Source organism: Bacteroidota bacterium, assembly GCA_016722375.1.
Lineage (GTDB): Bacteria > Bacteroidota > Bacteroidia > Chitinophagales > LD1 > Bog-950.
In genome coordinates, this window is sequence record JADKJG010000001.1 from 202895 (window position 1) to 222591 (window position 19697).

Here is a 19697-nt window from a genome sequence, read left to right on the forward strand (position 1 = left end):
AATGTTTGCCCCCGGACTTGGACAGGCTGTTCAAAAAACTACTTCATACAAAGTGGTTTTGCCCTTTTATGCCTACGCCGCTATTTCTTTTTAGTCGCTACGATTCTGCTTTTCTTTTCAACCGATGCGTTTAGGCAGCACTACTTTCATCCACACACTTTGGCTATCACGCATATCATGACTTTAGGCTGGGGCACTATGATGATTTTCGGTGCCAGCCATCAACTGGTACCGGTTCTGATCGAAGGCGAGCTATACAGCAACACGCTGGCATACGTCACCTTTGCGCTTGCTGCTTTAGGGATTCCTTTGTTCGTGGTCGGTTTCTTTTTCTTCAATCTGGGTTTGCAGGCACAAGTCGGCGCCGTGTTGGTGAATGTTGCCATTCTTGTCTTCCTCATCAATCTGGCTATTAGTATTTCCAACAGCAAAAAAGAAAACGTACATGCCGTATTCATATTCACCGCCACCGGTTGGTTGTTTCTAACTACTCTATTTGGATTGCTGCTGCTACTCAACTTCACCATAAAAATTTTTCCCGACGATTCCTTGCGCTATCTATCCTTACATGCACATCTCGGCATTCTCGGTTGGTTTCTTCTGCTGGTTATCGGTGTTGGCTCGCGTTTGATTCCCATGTTTTTGATTTCCAAATACAATAATCCAAAACTATTGTGGTGGATTTATGGTTTAATAAATGCAGCCTTGCTTTTGATCATCGCCACACAAACATTCTCTCGGCTTGCTGCCTTTGCTTACGCGCCCGCAATTTTTGTGTTTGCTGCCGTTCTGTTGTTTGCCTATTTCATCTATCAATCGCATCAACAGCGAATCCGAAAAAAAGTAGATGAACCCATGCGCCTTTCCTTGCTTGCCATCGCGCTGATGCTGCTGCCCGGTTTGCTTTTTGTCGCCACCTTGGTCGTCGTTTCGCGCGGCAACGAAAGCTCCATGGTCTTGGCCTACGGATTTGTCATTTTCTTCGGATGGATCACCTCACTCATCATGGGCATGACATTTAAAACACTGCCCTTCATCGTGTGGAATAAAATCTATCATACAAAAGCAAAGGCCGGCAAAACCCCCAGTCCGAAAGATTTATTCAATACCAAAATAGTCACCGCCATGTCCGTTTTCTATTTCGTAGGCTTTATATTTTTCGTCATCGGAATCATTACCGGCAGTGAAATTATTTTGAAAATTGCTTCCGTCATCTTGGTGCTCGCCGCACTGCTTTATAACGGCAACGTATTTAAAATCATCTTTCATAAATCCCTTTCATAATGGATATAGAGACCAACAACCTTGAAAAATGTACCATCGCTCTAAGCGGTTTAAAGTCCGTCATAGACCCTGAAATCGGCTTGAACGTAGTGGACCTCGGCCTGATTTATCAGGTAGATTTTGAAGAAGAAGAAAAAAATGTGCAGCTCGTCATGACCCTCACCACCCAATTTTGCCCTATGGGCGAAGCCATCCAAAGCGACGTGACCGACTCACTCACCACTTCCTTTCCCGGCTACAACATCAAACTCGAACTCACCTTCGACCCGGCTTGGAAAATGGAAATGATTTCGGAAGAAGGCAGACAGTTTCTAAATCATTAATAAACTATGCTAAGCCAAGCCTGCAAAGCCGCCATCAAAGCGGTCGTATATCTTGCCTCCAAACACGATACCGGTGAACGAGCCATGATTAAAGAGATTTCTGGAAAAATTAATGAGAACGAACACACCGTCGGCAAGGTGCTGCAAACCTTAGTCAAGCAAGGAATCATCAACAGCGTCAAAGGCCCCTCCGGTGGTTTTTTTATTTCCAAACCACAAATGAAAGAACCCATCATCACCATCGTAGAAGCGATTGACGGCATCAATATTTTCAAAGAATGTGGCTTGGGTTTAAGCAAATGCTCCGAATCACATCCCTGCCCCATCCATCACGAATACAAAACAGCGCGAAACCTGATTGAAAAACTATTTACCGACAATAAAATCTCATCCTTCCATTAGTCCGTCAACCAAGGCCTATCCTTCCTAATGGGCTAACGCTCACAGCCTGCCCTGCCGAAATTTTTTTTAAGAATGTGGGCGTGCCTCCATCCCGATTCCACTAAAATATTTTTGGAAGAATCGGGATGGAGTCAGGCTATCCGTTCCAATCTTTTCTGACTCTGTTAATTTATTAAAGAAGAAAAGGATTTCCACTTCTATCCTTCACGCAGCTCGGCGCTCATCAATATAGATTGTCCTTACAAGGCCTTTTCAAATCAAGAAAAAATTCCACGCAGAGCGCGCAGAGATGCAGCGCATGGAGTCTTCTTTACTGTATTTTCTCTGTGTTCCCAGCTACGCTGCGCCCTCTGCGTGAAATAAAGTCAAAACCAAAGGTTTTAAAGACTTTTGTAGTCTTCGGCCATTTTTAGCAAAAGGCGTACCTTTTTCAGAAAAGGCGTACCTTTTCGGAAAACGTACGCCAAATAGGGTAAAACGTACGCCAAATAGGGTGAAAGGTACGCCCTTTTAAAAAAAGGTACGCCAAATAGCTTGAAAGGTGCGCCCTTTTTTAAAAAGGTACGCCTTTTCTGGAAAAAGGTACGCCAAACAGGCTAAAAGGTACGCCTTTTTTGCAAAACGGCGTACCTTCTCCGAAAATGTACTATATCTTGTTTTAAAGAGTTTCAAATCATTAAAAAGAGGCAACATCCCCCGCCGCGGAGGCTCTTTTTTCAATAGATATAAATGTAAAAAGGACTCTGCGGATTGAAAAGGGATAATCTGCGAGAGGGCAATTTGAATCTCCTTTCTATTACTTAATTTCCATTCCTCACAAATTTCTATTTTGCCTCCTCAAATTTCATCTATGGCCAAGCAACAACCCAAACCGCAGCCCGCTTCCGCAAAAAAGAAAGAAGATAAAACCGAAAAGCCTTTGGTTCCGTTCATTGCCGAGCCGCTGGCCAAGAAAATTTTCTTTGTCTTGGCCGCCTTGCTGTTGGTGTTGATGACCACCGTGAGCCATCAATACGGCATATCGGGCGATGAAAACTATCACAAAGAATATGGCCATCACGTAGTAAATTTTTACACCTCGCTGGGGCACGACACCACCGCCGCCACGCGCAACGGGCTGGACTCGATGATGGTGTTTTATGGCGGCTTTTATGACGGCACAGCTACGGTCTTGGCCAAGGCGCTGCCCATGTTTCACGAATATGACGTGCGCCATTTCTGGAACTCTATTTTTGGTTTTGTTGCCATCCTCGGCACCGGACTGATAGCAGTAGAAATTATGGGATGGCAGGCCGGTTTGCTGGCCTTGTTGTTCATGGCTTTCTCGCCCCGTTTTTTTGGCGAAAGCATGAACAACCCGAAGGATATAACGATGACGACCGGCTATGTGCTGGCGTATATTTTTATCATCCGATTTATAAAACAACTGCCCAAACCCAGCCTGAAAACCGCTTTGGGGCTGGGCGCGAGCATAGCCGTAGCGATGGGTATTCGTATCGGGGGCTTGTTGCTGATTCCTTATGCCTTTATGTTTTATGGTTTGATGATGTGGAGCATTTATGGCTATCGCGAACTGTTCGATTTTTCGCGCTTCAAAGATAATGTGTGGCCCAGTTTGCGGTGGTTGTTGCTCGCTACGTTCATCGGCTATTTCGGCAGTTTGCTTTTCTGGCCTTATGGTTTGGTCAGCCCGCTGGAACATCCCTTTGAAATATTGCGTGAAGCACAGAAATATCCGGTCAACATCCGTATTCTTTTTGCCGGCGGTCATTTATTTTCTTCCGAAATTCCGTGGAATTATATTCCGCAGTGGTTGGCCATCACCACGCCGCTCTTTGGTCTAATCGGCTTGGCGCTTTCGTTCTTGCTGATACCGGTGATGCGGAAAGAGAAGAAGTTGTTGCTCTTGTTCTTTCTCTATTTCACCTTGGTTTTTCCGGTGACTTATGTCATCTATCAAAAAGCGGTGCTGTATGATGCCATGCGCCACTTATATTTTGTTTATCCCAGCATCATACTGCTCGCCGCACTGACGTTCAATTATTTCCTGAATGCTGCTTCGCGAAATACCAGATACATGACGGCAGGCGCTGTGGTGGTGCTATTGTTTCTACCGGCGCGGTTCATGGTGGCCAACCATCCGAACGAGTATGTTTATTTCAATGAACTGGAAGGAGGCATGAAGGGAGCTTATGGTAATTATGAATTGGATTACTACATGAATTCGGTGAAGCAATGCGCCAACTGGCTGCATGAAAACGAAAAGTTTGAAAAGAAGGACGGAGAGAAATTGTTGCTCTGCTCCAACGCCAATCTTCCTTGCAATTTTTATTTCGCGCCCGATTCAGCCAATCTGAATGTGGGCTACATCAGCTATCGAAATAGAACGAATACAAACGCTGATTACCTGATTCTTTATAACCGGTTTGTGGATAGAGAGCTTTTGCTCAACGGGGCTTTCCCTCCCGAACAAACGATTCACACGGTAGAGGTTGACGGCGTTCCCATTGCCTGTGTGATAAAGAAAACCGACAAGGGAGATTATTTAGGTCAACAGGAAATAGAAAAGGGAAATTATGCAGGAGCGCTGCAATATCTGGAACCTTACTCGGCTAAATATCCGAAGAATGATGTGGTGTTGAGTAGCTTGGGTTTGTGCTATCTCAATGCGCAGCAGTTGGATAAGGCGATCAATGTGCTGGGCCGCACTTTGTCGCTGAATCAGGATAATATGAACGCAGGATATTGGCTGGGCTTGGCTTATCTGTATAAGCAAGACTATACGCAAGCCGCGCAGATTTTGAAAACGGTCGTGGAAAAGAATCAATATTTCCCGGCACCGTATCAGGCCTTGAGCGAATGTATGGCTCGCTTAGGCTATAGGATCAGGCCGCTTATTACGCCAATATTTATCAGCAGTTGGGGGAAGAAGATAAGCGTCGCGCTTATTTATCTACGCAGGTGTAGCCTTGCAGACGGAGGTCAATAGATTTATCTACCACGTCCGCTTTATTATTAGCGCATACCTCTTCTGAAACAATGGTAGTGTCGGAACTGGTGATAGTCCAAGTGCCGGTAGCAGTGGCGCAAAGAGATTTCATGTTGTTATAAGCAGTTTTGCCATCTTTTTCACAGCCTTGCGAAATATCGAAACCGTTTACCGCACATTTGCCGCAATTTAGGACCGTAGTAAGCGAACAGTCTTTACATTTTTTGCAAGAAGGGAGGAAGGTTACTAATCCAGCAAATAGAAAGACTGGGAGCAACAGAGAATAAATTTTTTTGAAGGAGAGCATGGTTATTTTTTTTAGGTGATGGTTATTTTAATGAAGCGTAAATCTAAATAATGCTTTGAAATTTGAAAAGTAATCTACTAGCCAAACAAAAAAGGGCGAAACAGGAATACTCTTCCTTGCTTCGCCCTTTGGGTTGATAAAAGCGCTCGACTAATGTTCGTCCATAGGCTTTTGACAGCAGTTGGGAAGTTTGTCAAAAGCGGCTTCGTTTTTCTTTACATCGTCTGCGTCATACCCCGTATTGGCAATAGTCTGCCGGATTTTGTCGGGCGAGGTTTTTGCCGGGTCATATTTCACTTTGATTTTTTTGTTGTTCAGATTCAACGATGCTTCCAGAACACCTTCTGTAGCTTTCAAGCTCTTTTCTATTCGCTTCTTGCAGGATTCGCAAATAGCTGAGGTATGAATCGTAACCGTTTCGGACTTGGGCTTCACGGCAGCTTCCAGACCAGCAGATAGTAGTATAATCAGACCGATGGCGCTGAAGAATGATTTGGTAAGTGTACTCATGGTTTCTAATTTTGGTTTTAAAAATAATGATTCAAAGTAAAAATGTCGGATTCGGAATATCCTTTTAACGTACTTTAATTCTTACGGAACGGGGATGGAATGATGAGCGCCCGTATGAGTTATCAGTTCAGCACAAATCGAAATCCGGCGAAAGCCATCGCTCCCCTGAGTGGCGCCCAAATCAGCGAAGCATCGAACTGGTTGCTGAACGGCTGGCTACTGGATATAATCGGATTCTTTTGGCTGAAGTTGGTCAGGTTCTCTCCACCCAAATAGATTTCCCATTTCTTGATCTTGAAGGTGATCTGTGCATTGAGTTGGAAGAAATCTTTGGATTGAAGCAGTCTTTGGTTTTCAACATCGTTTGGTGATGTATCCGGAATCCGCGTTTTGCCAAACCAGTTGAAACTGGTATTAAATCTCCAGCGTTCCTTACGGGTTTTATATTGCAGCGACACTAAGCCACGATGTTGTGGCCGTAAGGGAATTATTTTTCTGCCGCTTTGATAATCTGTCTTGGTTTGCTCGAATTTATAAGCCAGTTTGACATCAAAGCCCTTGATAACTTCATAGCTTAATTCAACCTGCATGGCATTGGCAAAGGAATGACCATCGAGGTTATAGAATTGTAACTTTCGTGCGTTTTCCAAATCAACCACGACTTGACGAATGAAATCTGTCCGGTAATAATCAATGCTGATTAATCCTTCTCGGAAGTTCAGGAAGTATTTATAAGTCAGGTTGGCGCCATAGTTCCAGGCCTCTTCCACTTTGATATTGGGATCAATGAAGATTTCGCGGTTGTTTGCCAGCAAGCCGAAATTTTCGGCAAAGAGAGTAGGTACTCGGTATCCCCGCCCGCCGCTTACACGAAAACTTAAATCAGGAATAATATTCCACTTCATGTTGAACCTCGGCGTAATGAAGAATCCGTAGAGATTATGATAATCGGCTCGCAGGCCACCGACGAGGACAATATTCTTGCGTTTCCCAAAACTAAAAGCTACTTCCGAGAAAATTCCCGGAACAATTTCTGTTCGGTTTCGGTTCAAGGTGTCGAACACTTCATTCACATAATCTATCTGGCCGGAAGCCCCGAACTTTATCAGGTCATCCTTTTCATTCAGATTCTTTTGGTAGATGAAATTGAGATAGCCAAAATGTTCTAAGCCGGTATAATCTCTTCTTCCGATGTAGCCAAACTGATGGTGATAGATGTATTTGTACTGTATCCCGATGAAATTTTCTTTTGGCAGATTGAAGGCGGTCTTGGCAAAGGCTTCTACCCGTTCTGTTTTGAGTCTTAATCCCCAATTGTCTTGAGTCAATCTGCCTTCGTTAGGATTGAAGGCTGACTGCCCTCCCCGACGGTCTTCCAGATTGACCGTGACGCTGCTCCAGAATCCAAATACCTTTCCGCTTTCATAATTAAAGCGGTTAAAGAGGTTCAGATTTTTAACCAGCGGATTATCCATAAATCCATCATGGTTCAAATCCATTTTCAACCAGTTCAATTGTCCATGCACCGCCGAAAGTGTACTCCACTTGCTGCTGAGTTTGGTAGCAGAAATCAGGTTGAGTTCGGTGCGCATATCTTGATTGAGATATAAGTTTACGTATAATTTATCGGCCAGTCGGGGCTTTTTCAATTCCACATTGATTTGACCGGTCATGGATTCATAGCCGTTCACTACGCTTCCTGCTCCCTTGTTCAGTTGAATTGAACTCATCAATGGGCCGGGAATAAAATTCAGCCCGAAAGTGTTTCCCAAACTACGGATGGAGGGAATGTTTTCAACCAAAATTTGAGTATAAATACCGTCGAGACCCAGCATCCTTATTTCTTTAGCACCTGACACAGCATCGGTGAAATTCACATCCACCGAAGCAGAGCTTTCAAAACTCTCACTGAGGTTACAACAGGCATCTTTTACTAAATCAAGAGAATTAATCACCTCCACATTCATGGGGGTAGTTTCAAGCCGTGATGCTTTCCTTCGAGTGATTTCCACGGCATCTATGGTCAGCGGAAACAGCGAAATGGTCATCATCGTATTTCCCTTTAGGTAAACGGTGTCGCTCTGATAACCAAACGCAGTGACCAGAAGTGCATCTACATCGGGATTTACTTCATGAATGACAAAGATGCCCAGGCTATCAGTGACAACTCCGTTGGTCGAGTGAAACACCGAAACAAAGGCTCCCGAAATCGGTACGGTTTTCCCACCAGCCAACTCTTCAACCACATGGCCATGAACCGTTTGCGCCCATAGCGACTGAAAGGGTAAAAACCCTAAAACAATAAACAATAAATATTTCATTACCTGCTATTTATATTAACGAATGATCCTCCAAAAAGATTAGGAAGATGATTCTAACAGCGGTACACCTGAAGCAGCGAAAGGGAACTGGAATCCTTTAGAGGAGGATTGAAATGAGAAAATGGAAAATGCTCTGAGTAGGTTGTGATAGTAGAGAGCCATGAAGAAAATGCAAGGAAAAAAGTGGGTGCAGGAATTAACTTTTGAAAATCATCACCCAGATTCACAAATACCTGTTTGATATATTTTGCTGTGTCTTCACAGCAGGAGGTCCCCCGGAAGCAAGTGGCTTCATTATTCAAAGGCTCTGAACAACAATGTTTAGTAGGGGAGAAACTGTAGCTCGTTTCGCCGGACTCCAAACAGGCATGGCGATGAATCATCTGCCCGTTGTCGGCAAAGACCATCACCAAAAGAAGAAAAAAGACCCCTACTCTTCTGAAAAGCATCAGCCAAAGTTAACCGATTGGAATTATGTATCAATAAGAAAGGACAGAATTAGGAATATTTATCATCAAACTAATGTGCAATCATGAAGCAAAAAATGCCGATGCTATTTTTATTTATTTCCCTCATAGGTCTGCACATCTTCATGGAAGAACTCTAGGGAAACGCCCGCTTGCTGAAACATGGTTTCGCTTTCGGTGCCTGAATGATATTTCCTTTGGCAAACTACCCTTTTGATACCGCAATTGATGATAAGCATAGCGCAGACCCGACAGGGAGTCATGCGGCAATAAAGTGTGGCACCGTTTAATGATACTCCGTTCTTGGCGGCTGGCAGATAGCATTCTGCTCTGCATGAACCGTGCGCACACAATGCTCTGTCACGGTTCCATCTTCATGCACTACTTTTTTGATTTGATGCCCTACATCATCACAATGTGCCATACCTACCGGAGAGCCTACATAACCGGTTACAAGCAATTGGTTTTCGCGTGCAATCACACAACCACTGCGGCCACGCCCACAGGTGGCGCGCTTGCTGATGGCATCCATCACTTCCATAAAATACTCGTCCCAAGTAGGACGAATGTAGTGTGCTTCGGTTTTTTCACTCATAATGTTTCTCGCTTTTTTATTGAAATGCGTCTAATGAATTTGTTGCAGAACCGTGTCAATATGCTTATAAAGATCATCAAAACTTCCATTGTTATCAAAACAGAAATCGGCCAATTTCATGCAAGCGGAAAGATTCTGTTTGTTTGGATCGGTGGCATTCATTTCCCTTGCTTCGTTGGCTTGAAAAGTTTCGAATGAAATGAAGTCAGTTTCAGAGGCTCGCTCCACGATGCGCTGGTAACGAACCTGTTGATCGGCATCCACAGCGAAAAGATGAAAGTTCCCTTTTCCACGCAGAGCATGGATTTCACCTACCGTTCGGATGCTTTCGATGATACAATCCTTTCCGCTTTGCAAAGCTTCATGGTATAATTCTTCTACGATAAAGCTCGGTGAATTTTTCGCGCGCAGTTCATTGGCTTCAGCCACCATCGTGTCGCGATTTACTTCTAAACCTTTAGCGCGGATCAATTTGGTGAGGTAGCCCCGCACCGAAAAATGGATAAAACCTTTATACTTCGTCAGGTAATCAACGATGGTCCCTTTTCCTGAGCCTAAAGTTCCGGTGATGCCGATAATTTTCACTCAATAATTTTGGGTGAAAATAAATAGTTGCTGGAACTTGCCTCTTGCTGTGAATAACTTGCTGTCTCTTGTGAAAAACGAGATAATATTGGCGAATGAAAATTAAAAGAATAGGTATATTGATTGCCCTCGCCCTGCTGGTGGTTCTGTATTTCTTAAACCGTGCGGACATTGTTTTGGTCAGGCAGGATAAATTTGAAATCTATCAGCTTTCTGCGGAAGGATATGAATTAAAGTCCTTGATTCATTTAGACAATCCGAATCTCCTTTCTTCCACAGTTGAAACCATCCGGCAAGAGTTTCGTGTGGACGGAGTGGTGATTGGCATATTTGAAATGGAACTGAACCAAGGAATCCCCGGCAGGAAGGAGACAGTTTTTCCGGTTAGTATTCGTTTTGGTAATGATGCTATATCGAGCAGTTCACCGGATTCATCTACCCGAAATGTAGAAGTGGAGGTAAAAAGCAAGATCGCTTTCCATAACTTTATTGGCGGCGGAACCATTCAAGCAGACCAAAACTATTCGGTGACTCGTTGAGCCTTAATCTTGCTCGTCTTGTAATTCAAGCGAAACAGTTATAACTTTGAAGCCCTCTATATTCTATGAAGAGTATTCGTTTTGCTAAATATTTCTCAGCCTATCTCAGCATCGGGGTCATCCTCAGTTCGCTGGCGGTGGGCGGGATAGCTGTTTTTATAGCTCCTTTCTACGTGTTCATTGTAATTCCACTCATGGAACTTTTCTTCGGAGGAGATCAAAGCAACATGAGTGAAGTGGAAGAGGAACTTGCAAAAAAGGATTGGAAGTTTGATTTGGTGGTGTATAGCGTAGTCCCATTTCAATTTGCTGTTTTCTTTTTCTTTCTAAACAGAATCAGCGATGGCAGTTTGGCTTGGTGGGAAATTATCGGAATGATTTTCTCTTTTGGGATTTCATGCGGGGTATTCGGAATCAATGTAGCACATGAGTTAGGCCACCGGAATAGCTGGTATGAGAGATTAATGAGCAAAATGTTGCTGCTTACTTCGTTGTATATGCACTTCTTTATTGAACATAACCGAGGACATCATAAAAACGTTTCAACCGATGAAGACCCAGCCTCAGCTAAGTATGGCGAGTCCCTCTATGCTTTTTGGTTTCGTTCGGTAAAAGACGGTTGGCTTTCTGCTTGGCATTTGGAAGGGGGACGCCTAAAAAAGGATAGCAAAGCCTTTTGGAGTATTCATAATGAAATGCTTTGGTATCAAATCGTTCAGGTCTCTATGTTGGCTGCGATTACATTCGTTTGGGGTTGGGAGGTGATGCTCTTTTATCTCGGCGCGGCATCCACCGGCTTTCTTCTGCTTGAAACAGTGAATTACATTGAGCACTATGGGCTGAGAAGGAAAAAAAATGATAATGAGTATTATGACAAAACCATGCCAATCCATTCCTGGAATTCAAACCATCCTATGGGACGCATTATGTTATTTGAACTTTCCCGCCATTCAGACCACCACTACATGCCTTCTAGGAAATATCAAGTCCTTCGTAACTTTGATAATAGCCCGCAAATGCCTACCGGATATACAGGGATGATGGCCATGTCCACCATTCCTCTGCTTTGGTTTGCTATCATGAATCCGAGAATCGAAAAATACAAAGCCACTTTAGAAGGGGCAGCATTGGATTAAAGCTTTCCTCATATCCTCATATCAACCTCATGAAATACTTTACACCGGCTCTCTTCAAATTCCTCGATGGAATATCTAAGAATAACAACAAAGAATGGTTTGATAAAAACAGAACCATTTATGAAAAGGAAGTAAAGGAGCCACTCAAAAGATTGGTGGAGAATATGATTGAAAAACTTTCCAAAGATATACCTGAACTTAACCGCAACCCATCGAAGGCCATCTTTCGTATCAACCGCGACATACGCTTCTCGAAAAACAAGTCGCCCTATAAAAACCATGTGGCAGCGGTATTCAGCAGAACCGGCACCAAGGATTTAGTCTATCCTGGCTTCTATCTTCACATCGGCATAGATGAGATTATGGTAGGAGGGGGAAAGTACTTTTGCAGCAAGGAAGAATTGGCCAATATTCGGCAAGAGATTTACTACAACAACAAAGATTTTATCAAACTGTTAAATGATAAACCATTCAAACAAAAGTTTAAAACGCTGGATGGGGAAAAGAATAAGGTGCTGAAACCGGAATACAAAGACTTCCTTCGGGAACAACCCTTGATAGCCAACAAGCAGTTTTGGTACGGGGCTAAACTTACCCGAAAGGAGATAACCAGCGACAAATTGGATGCTTTGTTGTTATCATATTTTAAGGCGGGGTATAAGATGAATAAATTCCTGTTGGAAGCCAGTCACGGCTAAACAAAATTCAAAATGAAAATACTTCTTTGCATATCCTCCTTAAAAGATATTGAATCTACCTTAACTCATTTTAATGCCCAACCGGAACAGAAGCAGACTTTAAAGTTCATCCATTTTGCCAAAATACTTCATCATGAGGTAGATATTGTAGAGACCGGTGCAGGTATATTCCAAACTACCTATAAGATGGCCAAGGCCTTATCCATTCAGAAATACCATCTAGCTCTAAAGGTAAGTTTAGCTTGTACCTACAATGAAAATATTCCGGTGAGTTCCGTATTAAATATAGTGAACGAGAAGCCGGGTGATTGCGGGATGATGGTAAATGGCGAATGGAAAGACTGGTATGACTTAGACTTAATAAACCGGATGGATGACCCGCACCAAAGAGGTGGTTTTATCAATCTGAACAATGCCTACATGAATGTGTTCGCTCCGTTTAAAAAAGTAGTGGGAGTGACTGTGAATCATTATGCAGATAGAGAATCCTTCCTAATGAAAAAGGAAAAATATAAAGCTGATTGCGAAACTTTGGATAGTCTAGGATTTGTTTACCCCTGCCTGTTTGAAAAGCAAAACTTTTTTCAACTTGGTGTGATAGAACGAAACTTGGCCACCGGGGAGGAAAATCTGCAACTGGCGCAAAAGACCTTGAACAATACCCTGATGGATTTATTAGCTAAGTTATAACCTATAATAAAACGTAAAGTTTACCGGCTTTGGAGGAACGATGTCATCAAAAACATCTACCAGTTCTCCATAGAAACCCGGTCGGCAGCAGAGTTGACAGCCCAAGAAGGTACCGTAACGGTAATGTCCTCCATCTTTCCTTTCAGTTGCACCACTTCTTGCGAAGAGGCCGGGACACCCCAGCGACGCATTTTGCAATCAAACTCGGCGGTCATCACACAATACCGGCGGTCAGGGCTCCATTGACGCTTGGTAATGACAAAATGTGTTTCGCTGGCTATGTTGGAATATTTATCGTTGTTGAAATGCAACATCACCGTTCCTTCTTCCACCGGGCCCATCGTGTTTTCATTGAAAGCATATTCAAAGTTGATGCGCTCCTCGGCAGTGTTGCCTGATTCATCAAAAAACTGATTGCCAAAAAAGGAAATGTGGTTCACCAGTTTCGTAATCTTTTGAGTGCCGGTACCGGTTCGCGCGGTTTGCTCGGTGCTTTGGTTCACCAGTTCGCTGCTGTACCGGTTCTCATCGCGCACAGTGAAATATTTTCCGTCCACCATAGCCGTAAAATGGCCATCCTTCTTATAAATAACAGATGGAGACGGTGGCTTGCTCTCAAATGAAACTGTGGACAAAAGGATAATAATAGAGACTATCGGGGTGAGAAGTCGCTGCATATTTTTATATTTTAAGATGCAAAGAAACCCGTTCAGCCGCTCTTCTACCAATGATTGGGATAAAAGAGATACACTTTCTAAGTCATCTGTTTACTAAATAATACAGTTATCCACATTTGAAGGCTGGATTTATGTGTACGTCCGGGAAGCGGCGAAGGCCTGCTATATCTGACTCTCCGCTCTTACCAGTATTAATGCTTTAGAAATAGATGGAAATGGTGATACGCGCCGAGATAAACACTATCAATACTTCGCTATCCGCATCACCGCTGTTCCTTTTCCGGTTTTTATTTGGAGCAGGTAAATACCGGGATGAAACGCTGAGATTGAAAAGGTGGTTTGTGTTTCAGTTTGAACCAAGGCACCCATAGCATTATAGATGTTGATAGTTTCAACCGGTTCATCTGTTTGGATATTGACATCTGAATGAGTGGGGTTAGGATACACAAGTACTTCCGTGTTATTTGCAGAAACATCACTGATGCCTGTTCCGTTACCTGAGATTTTGTATAACGAGTTGGTATAGGTGCTTTGATCAACAAAAAATAATGAACCGTTATTTTCGGCCATAAGACCTGTATATATAAGAACATTCACGCTGTCTCCAGAGGCATGTTGTATAAGTTTTGTGTTGGCAGGAGTTCCATCCGTCACCCATAAATCGTTGCTTAATTGATTTCCGCTATCGTTAGGCCCATTATAATTGCACAGGAAATACAATTTGCTACCGACCTCGATGAATTGTCTATTAAAATTTGTGCTGTGACCACCTGGCAGTTCACTTAGCAGCGTGGTGCCTTGATGTGTGCCATCAGATTTATATAGGGCATATTCAAAAAATGGTGCTTTATAGCCTGAAATTTTACCGAGATAAAGATGCCCATTGTAAACACAGGTCATTTGAGCGGCACTGTCTTGGAAAATAACGGTCCCGCCAGGCGTTCCGTCAGATTCCCACAAGTTGTTAGGATCGAGCCACGAAGCAAATGTTGCTGAAGTAGTAAAATATACTTTGCCATTATAAGAGGTGAAATATGCTGGCGATGAACCAGAGGGGCCGGGGTTGATGTCTTTGACCAGTGTGGTGTTGCTACCGGTTCCATCGCTGACCCAAAGTTCTGATCCTTCTAAGTCGCTGCTTGCCTCAAAAAACAGTTTGCCGTTTGCAACAGTAAAAAACCTCGGATTGCTGGAGCCTGCTGAATTAATATCCTTAACCATCGTTGTGCCGACCATAGTGCCGTCAGAAGCCCAAAGTTCGTCCCCATTGGTTCCGTTATTTGCCGAGAAATATAACTTCCCGTTATAAATTCCTATTTGCCAATTGATGTTCGATGTGAATGTTATTCCGTTGCCATTTCCCGGATTGATATCCTTTACCATCTGGGTGCCTAAAGCTGTACCATCTGTTTGCCAAAGTTCTTTCCCGTTTATACCATCGTTACCAATAAAATATAGTTTACCATTGAACGCTCCGAAAATATCAATGCATCCCGAACCAGAAGGATTAAGCTCGGTTAATATATTTGTGCCGGACGTAGTGCCGTCTGTTACCCACATCTCCACCCCACCATTGGTATCTGCACCTATGAAGTAAGTTTTGCCGTTATAGGCTGTAAATTTCCCTGCTTCTACAAGTGAGTTCCCTGTCTGTTTCAGTAAATGAGTGCCTGCAGTGGTGCCATCTGATATCATTAGAGTATCACTTTTGGAAAAAAACAGGCTTCCATTGGCAGATGCTAAGTTCTCTGCCCATATTGGCACTACAAGTTCAGGTGTTTGGCTGTGAGCAAAAGCGGCAACCAGTAACATAACGATTAGAGTAAAAACAAACTTTTTCATAATGGTTTTTTAGTTTTTAAATTAGAAATGTACTCACCTAGGCCCCTGTATATTTTCTAAGCCCTTGTTGATACATTGTTTATCAGCTAAAATTACAATTTTTCAAATACCACCAACAATCGCAATCCTTTTTTTCTATTTAGAATCAGCTCGACCTTCGAGATAAACCTTTCTCGCACAGAGTCTGTTTTCCAATAAATATAAACGCAAAAAGCACTCCGCGCTAAGTCAGTTTACTCTTTCATTCGCACAGAGTCCGAAACGAAATTCTGAGAGGGGGGGCCTTGGATTACCTCCCGTCCTAAATAAATTTTTTCACCTTATGCAAAAAAAGGTGCTTCCTTAACTGGGAGCACCTTTTTTGTTTTTTGCAAATCCGTTGAACTCAAGTTTGAATTACCCCTACGCTGAATTGCTTGGTGATGGGCGCATGGTTGGCGGCTTCAATACCCATAGAGATTACTTTGCGAGTATGAAGCGGATCAATGATACCGTCCGTCCATAGGCGGGCAGCCGCGTATTTCGGGTCAAGTGTTTTAAAATACTTTGCCTTTATTTCATCAAGCAATTTCTTTTCGTCCTCCGGCTTGATTTCCTGCCCTTTCGATTTCAAAGCTGAAACCTGAATTTGTAATAAAGTATTGGCCGCCGCGTCGCCACTCATCACGGCAATGCGAGAACTTGGCCAGGCATAAATCAATCGCGGGTCATAAGCCTTGCCGCACATAGCATAGTTTCCGGCTCCATAAGAATTGCCTACCACAATCGTAAATTTAGGAACGATGGAATTGGAAACGGCATTCACCATTTTCGCTCCATCTTTTATAATTCCACCGTGTTCGGAACGAGAGCCGACCATAAAGCCGGTTACGTCTTGTAGAAAAACCAGCGGTATTTTTTTCTGATTGCAGTTCATGATGAACCGCGCAGCTTTATCAGCCGAATCAGAATAGATAACGCCTCCAAATTGCATTTCTCCCTTCTTGCTCTTCACCACCTTTCTTTGGTTGGCAACTATGCCGACAGCCCATCCGTCAATACGAGCGTATCCACAAATAATTGATTTGCCGTAATCCTGTTTATATTGTTCTATCTCCGAATCATCCACTAGTCGCTTGATGACTTCCAGCATGTCGTACTGGTTAATAATGTTTTCGGGAATGAGGCCGTATATTTCATTTTCATCCAGCGCGGGCTTGACCGGTTCAATGCGGCTGAACCCCGCCTCATCTCGCTTCCCCAATTTATCTACCAATTTGCGAATGGTTTCCAGACATTCTTTGTCGTCCTTCATCTTGTAGTCCGTCACGCCAGAAATTTCGCAATGGGTAGTTGCTCCACCCAAAGTTTCATTGTCTATGTCCTCTCCCACTGCTGATTTTACCAGATAACTCCCGGCAAGAAATACGGACCCGGTTTTATCCACTATCAATGCCTCGTCGCTGAGAATAGGAAGATATGCTCCGCCCGCCACGCAACTGCCCATGATGGCTGCAATCTGCGGAATGCCCATAGCGCTCATCACCGAATTGTTTCTGAATATTCTTCCGAAATGTTCTTTGTCTGGAAAGATTTCATCCTGCATAGGAAGAAATACACCGGCACTATCCACCAGATAAATAATAGGTAATTTATTTTCCATCGAAATTTCCTGAGCGCGAAGATTCTTTTTGCCCGTTATCGGAAACCAAGCTCCGGCCTTCACCGTGGCATCATTGGCCACCACCACGCAGAGCCGCCCTTTGATATAGCCCAAGACCACCACTACCCCACCGGACGGACATCCGCCCACCTCTTCGTACATTCCGTAGCCAGCAAACTCGGCCACCTCCGTAACGGGCCTTCCCTTATCGAGCAACATTTCAACTCGTTCGCGGGCGGTCATCTTCCCTTTGGCTTTGTGTTTTTCTATAGATTTTTTGCCACCGCCCAAATGAATCTGCTCTGAAAACTTCTTCAGGTCAGAAAGCATCATTTTCATCGCGTCCTCGTTCTTATTGAAATCTAAATTCTTGCTCATAATTCAGGGAAAAATTGAGTGGCGAAACTATAATTTTTTGGCAGTGCTGAGTTTGGAATTCTGAATGATGAGAAAAAATGGTAGGAGTCTGATATTATGGATCCGATGCCTCCAAACCAGTTTCTACAGGGGTTCAAAATATTGAACCCCTACGACATATCGAACAAACAGTCCCGGACTTGCACAATGGTGAGGATATAATGACTGTTGAGGAATAATTATCAGAATCTCAATAACATCCGTGCCCCATCTCAAAGATTGTGATGGAAACCTAATCCCAAAACAAGCCTCATGTTCTTACCAATTTCGCTCGCATGATGCGAGCGTGGGTTAAAGTGAACCCTGCATTTTTAGTCTTTTTTATTGCCGGAGGCCATAAAAACTGTCAGTCGCTGGACGCGAGCAAAAGTGGGAGCTAAAAGGGTATTTGATTGAAAAAGGGCTGTTTTTGTACCATTTATAGGACAGAAATCGGGTAGATTTTCAATTTTAACAATCTGGAAGGGCTGTTTACAGCGGTTTTGAAAATGGTTACATTGCTTACCTCGATGCTTACATTGACTACCTCGATGCTTACATTGCCTACCTCGATCATTACATTGCTTACCTTGATGCTTACATTGAGCATCTTGGTCATTACATGGGCTACCTTGATGCTTACATTGCTTACTTCGATGCTTACAATGCCGATTTTGGTCGTTACATTGCTTTGTTTGATGCTTACGGAGCGTTTAGGGATGGTTGTTTGTTTCGATGGGTGAGAAAACTGTATTTCACGCAGAGGGCGCAGGGTAGATGGGAACACAGAGAGAATACAATCATCAGATTCAGTTCTCTGCATCTCTGCGCCATCCGCGTGAAATTTTTTCATGAAAGGCTCCTAAATTTTTGATGGCCGAAGTGGCGAGGATTGACGAAGCGGCATGGATAGAGCCGGCATCCCCCGGCGTTTCAGCCGGGGATATAGGCGAAAGCCCGGCTGCTGCCCAAATGAAAAAATATTGGAGGCTTGACAGCGCAATCCCGAAAGCAATGGGGATGCGCCTTTTTTGTTTTTATAAGGATTAATTAAGCTCGGCTAACCATCTCCTATTCTTAATTCCCTATTTCATTTTATATTCGCGCCCAGTTACGGTGGCTGTAGCTCAGTTGGTTAGAGTAATGGTTTGTGGTACCATTGGTCGTGGGTTCGAGCCCCATCAGCCACCCTTTTTAAAGACCGGAAGTTCCGGTCTTTTTTATTTTTGACATTCAATTGTGAAGATGAGAAAGATAAGATACAGAGAAGCGTTGCGCGAAGCCATGAGTGAAGAAATGCGTCGCGATGGACGAGTGTTCCTGATTGGCGAAGAAGTGGCTGAGTATGATGGCGCTTATAAAGTGAGTCAGGAATGTTGGCGGAGTTCGGTGCCAAAAGAGTGATTGACACGCCTATTTCTGAATTAGGTTTTACGGGCATTTCCGTCGGTGCCGCCATGAATGGCGTTCGCCCGATTGTTGAATTTATGACTTGGAACTTTGCCATCCTGGCTTTTGACCAGATCATTAATGGCTCGGCCAAGATGCTTTCGATGAGTGCCGGAGAGTTTGGCAGTCCGATTGTTTTCCGTGGGGCACAGGGCAGCGCGGGTCAGTTGGGTGCGCAGCACTCGCAAATGCTGACCAATATGATGGCTTCTGTTCCGGGCTTAAAGGTGATTTCTGTTTCTACTCCTTATGATGCGAAGGGCTTGTTGAAGTCGGCGATTCGCGACGACGACCCGGTTATTTTTTTTGAAAGCGAGGTGATGTATAGCGAAATGGGAGAAGTTCCTGAAGAGGAATATCTGATTCCTATTGGCAAAGCAGACGTGAAGCGCGAAGGAACGGATGTGACGCTGGTGAGCTATAACAAGATGATGAAGATAGCGCTGAAAGCCGCAGAAGAACTTGAAAAGGATGGCATCAGTGCCGAAGTGATTGATTTGAGAACGATTCGTCCTTTGGATATTGATACGATTATCGAATCGGTGAAGAAAACAAACCGCTTGGTGGTGATTGATGAAAGCTGGCCTTTCACTTCAATTGCCAGCGAAATATCCTTTCAGGTGCAAAGACATGCGTTTGACCATTTAGATGCTCCGGTGTTGAGAGTAACTGGTGCGGATGCCTCGATGCACTATGCACCGAATCTGGTGGAGGCCTATCTTCCTTCGGTAGCGAAAGTGATTGATGCGGTGAAGATTGTGAGTTACGCGAAAGGATAGGCCTCGGCTCCGCTCGGCCTCCTCCTAAATTCTTCTCCGAAGGAGAAGGACTTTAACAGCCGGCAT

17 protein-coding genes, 1 tRNA gene and 3 pseudogenes are annotated in these 19697 nt (G+C 43.7%); 11 read left to right on the top strand and 10 right to left on the bottom strand.

What is annotated here, in order from left to right:
* Position 1 precedes the first annotated feature (1 nt).
* The 4 genes and pseudogenes from IPP77_00865 (at position 2) to IPP77_00880 (ending at position 4998) form a co-directional block, all read left to right on the top strand.
* A pseudogene (locus IPP77_00865) lies at positions 2-1284 on the top strand (cytochrome C oxidase subunit I).
* Positions 1284-1607: a metal-sulfur cluster assembly factor gene (locus IPP77_00870; protein ID MBL0308288.1), complete on the top strand. Its 324-nt coding sequence runs from the start codon at positions 1284-1286 to the stop codon at positions 1605-1607. The pseudogene IPP77_00865 and the gene IPP77_00870 overlap by 1 nt, the downstream one beginning before the upstream one ends.
* A 6-nt stretch (positions 1608-1613) precedes the next feature.
* The gene (locus IPP77_00875; GenBank protein MBL0308289.1) at positions 1614-2009 is read left to right on the top strand and encodes an Rrf2 family transcriptional regulator; all 396 of its coding nucleotides are present in this window, start codon (positions 1614-1616) and stop codon (positions 2007-2009) included.
* 850 nt (positions 2010-2859) lie between these two features.
* Positions 2860-4998, top strand: a complete 2139-nt coding sequence (locus tag IPP77_00880) for a tetratricopeptide repeat protein (protein MBL0308290.1) — start codon at positions 2860-2862, stop codon at positions 4996-4998.
* Here IPP77_00880 and IPP77_00885 read toward each other — a convergent pair.
* From IPP77_00885 to IPP77_00910, 6 genes and pseudogenes are all read right to left on the bottom strand, one after another.
* Positions 4955-5305, bottom strand: a complete 351-nt coding sequence (locus IPP77_00885; protein MBL0308291.1) for a hypothetical protein — start codon at positions 5303-5305, stop codon at positions 4955-4957. The two genes, IPP77_00880 and IPP77_00885, sit on opposite strands and share 44 nt — an antisense overlap.
* 150 nt (positions 5306-5455) lie before the next feature.
* Positions 5456-5815, bottom strand: a complete 360-nt coding sequence (locus IPP77_00890; protein ID MBL0308292.1) for a heavy-metal-associated domain-containing protein — start codon at positions 5813-5815, stop codon at positions 5456-5458.
* A 122-nt stretch (positions 5816-5937) separates the two neighbouring features.
* Entirely contained in the window at positions 5938-8136 is a 2199-nt protein-coding gene (locus tag IPP77_00895) for a TonB-dependent receptor (GenBank protein MBL0308293.1), read from the bottom strand.
* Between the two features lie 53 nt (positions 8137-8189).
* A complete protein-coding gene (locus IPP77_00900; GenBank protein ID MBL0308294.1) occupies positions 8190-8585 on the bottom strand; it encodes a hypothetical protein in 396 nt (131 codons plus the stop codon).
* A gap of 110 nt (positions 8586-8695) precedes the next feature.
* Positions 8696-9198, bottom strand: a pseudogene (locus IPP77_00905) (cytidine/deoxycytidylate deaminase family protein).
* 30 nt (positions 9199-9228) lie between these two features.
* Positions 9229-9783: an AAA family ATPase gene (locus IPP77_00910; GenBank protein MBL0308295.1), complete on the bottom strand. Its 555-nt coding sequence runs from the start codon at positions 9781-9783 to the stop codon at positions 9229-9231.
* Positions 9784-9878: 95 nt separating this feature from the next.
* Here IPP77_00910 and IPP77_00915 point away from each other — a divergent pair, with 95 nt between their 5' ends.
* The 4 genes from IPP77_00915 (at position 9879) to IPP77_00930 (ending at position 12846) form a co-directional block, all read left to right on the top strand.
* Positions 9879-10322 (top strand): hypothetical protein, encoded by a 444-nt coding sequence (locus tag IPP77_00915; protein ID MBL0308296.1) that lies wholly within the window; start codon positions 9879-9881, stop codon positions 10320-10322.
* Positions 10323-10387: 65 nt separating this feature from the next.
* Positions 10388-11458, top strand: coding sequence for an alkane 1-monooxygenase (locus tag IPP77_00920; protein ID MBL0308297.1), 1071 nt, complete (start codon positions 10388-10390; stop codon positions 11456-11458).
* A 29-nt stretch (positions 11459-11487) separates the two neighbouring features.
* Positions 11488-12156 (top strand): DUF2461 domain-containing protein, encoded by a 669-nt coding sequence (locus tag IPP77_00925; protein MBL0308298.1) that lies wholly within the window; start codon positions 11488-11490, stop codon positions 12154-12156.
* Between the two features lie 12 nt (positions 12157-12168).
* Positions 12169-12846: a hypothetical protein gene (locus IPP77_00930; GenBank protein ID MBL0308299.1), complete on the top strand. Its 678-nt coding sequence runs from the start codon at positions 12169-12171 to the stop codon at positions 12844-12846.
* Between the two features lie 56 nt (positions 12847-12902).
* On the opposite strand, the gene IPP77_00935 is transcribed toward IPP77_00930, so the two are convergent.
* The 4 genes from IPP77_00935 to IPP77_00950 all read right to left on the bottom strand — a co-directional run bounded on the left by IPP77_00935 (position 12903) and on the right by IPP77_00950 (position 18256).
* Positions 12903-13523 (bottom strand): hypothetical protein, encoded by a 621-nt coding sequence (locus IPP77_00935; protein ID MBL0308300.1) that lies wholly within the window; start codon positions 13521-13523, stop codon positions 12903-12905.
* A gap of 243 nt (positions 13524-13766) precedes the next feature.
* Positions 13767-15365, bottom strand: a complete 1599-nt coding sequence (locus IPP77_00940; GenBank protein ID MBL0308301.1) for a T9SS type A sorting domain-containing protein — start codon at positions 15363-15365, stop codon at positions 13767-13769.
* A gap of 385 nt (positions 15366-15750) precedes the next feature.
* Positions 15751-17385 (bottom strand): acyl-CoA carboxylase subunit beta, encoded by a 1635-nt coding sequence (locus IPP77_00945; protein ID MBL0308302.1) that lies wholly within the window; start codon positions 17383-17385, stop codon positions 15751-15753.
* A 457-nt stretch (positions 17386-17842) separates the two neighbouring features.
* Entirely contained in the window at positions 17843-18256 is a 414-nt protein-coding gene (locus IPP77_00950; GenBank protein MBL0308303.1) for a hypothetical protein, read from the bottom strand.
* Between the two features lie 17 nt (positions 18257-18273).
* On the opposite strand from IPP77_00950, the gene IPP77_00955 reads away from it, so the two are divergent.
* The 3 genes and pseudogenes from IPP77_00955 to IPP77_00965 all read left to right on the top strand — a co-directional run bounded on the left by IPP77_00955 (position 18274) and on the right by IPP77_00965 (position 19631).
* Positions 18274-18453 carry a hypothetical protein gene (locus tag IPP77_00955; GenBank protein ID MBL0308304.1) on the top strand — a complete coding sequence of 60 codons (180 nt, stop codon included), beginning with the start codon at positions 18274-18276 and terminating at the stop codon, positions 18451-18453.
* Positions 18454-18519: 66 nt separating this feature from the next.
* Positions 18520-18593 (top strand) — tRNA-His (locus IPP77_00960).
* Positions 18594-18648: 55 nt separating this feature from the next.
* Positions 18649-19631, top strand: a pseudogene (locus IPP77_00965) (pyruvate dehydrogenase complex E1 component subunit beta).
* The last annotated feature ends 66 nt before the right edge of the window (positions 19632-19697 follow it).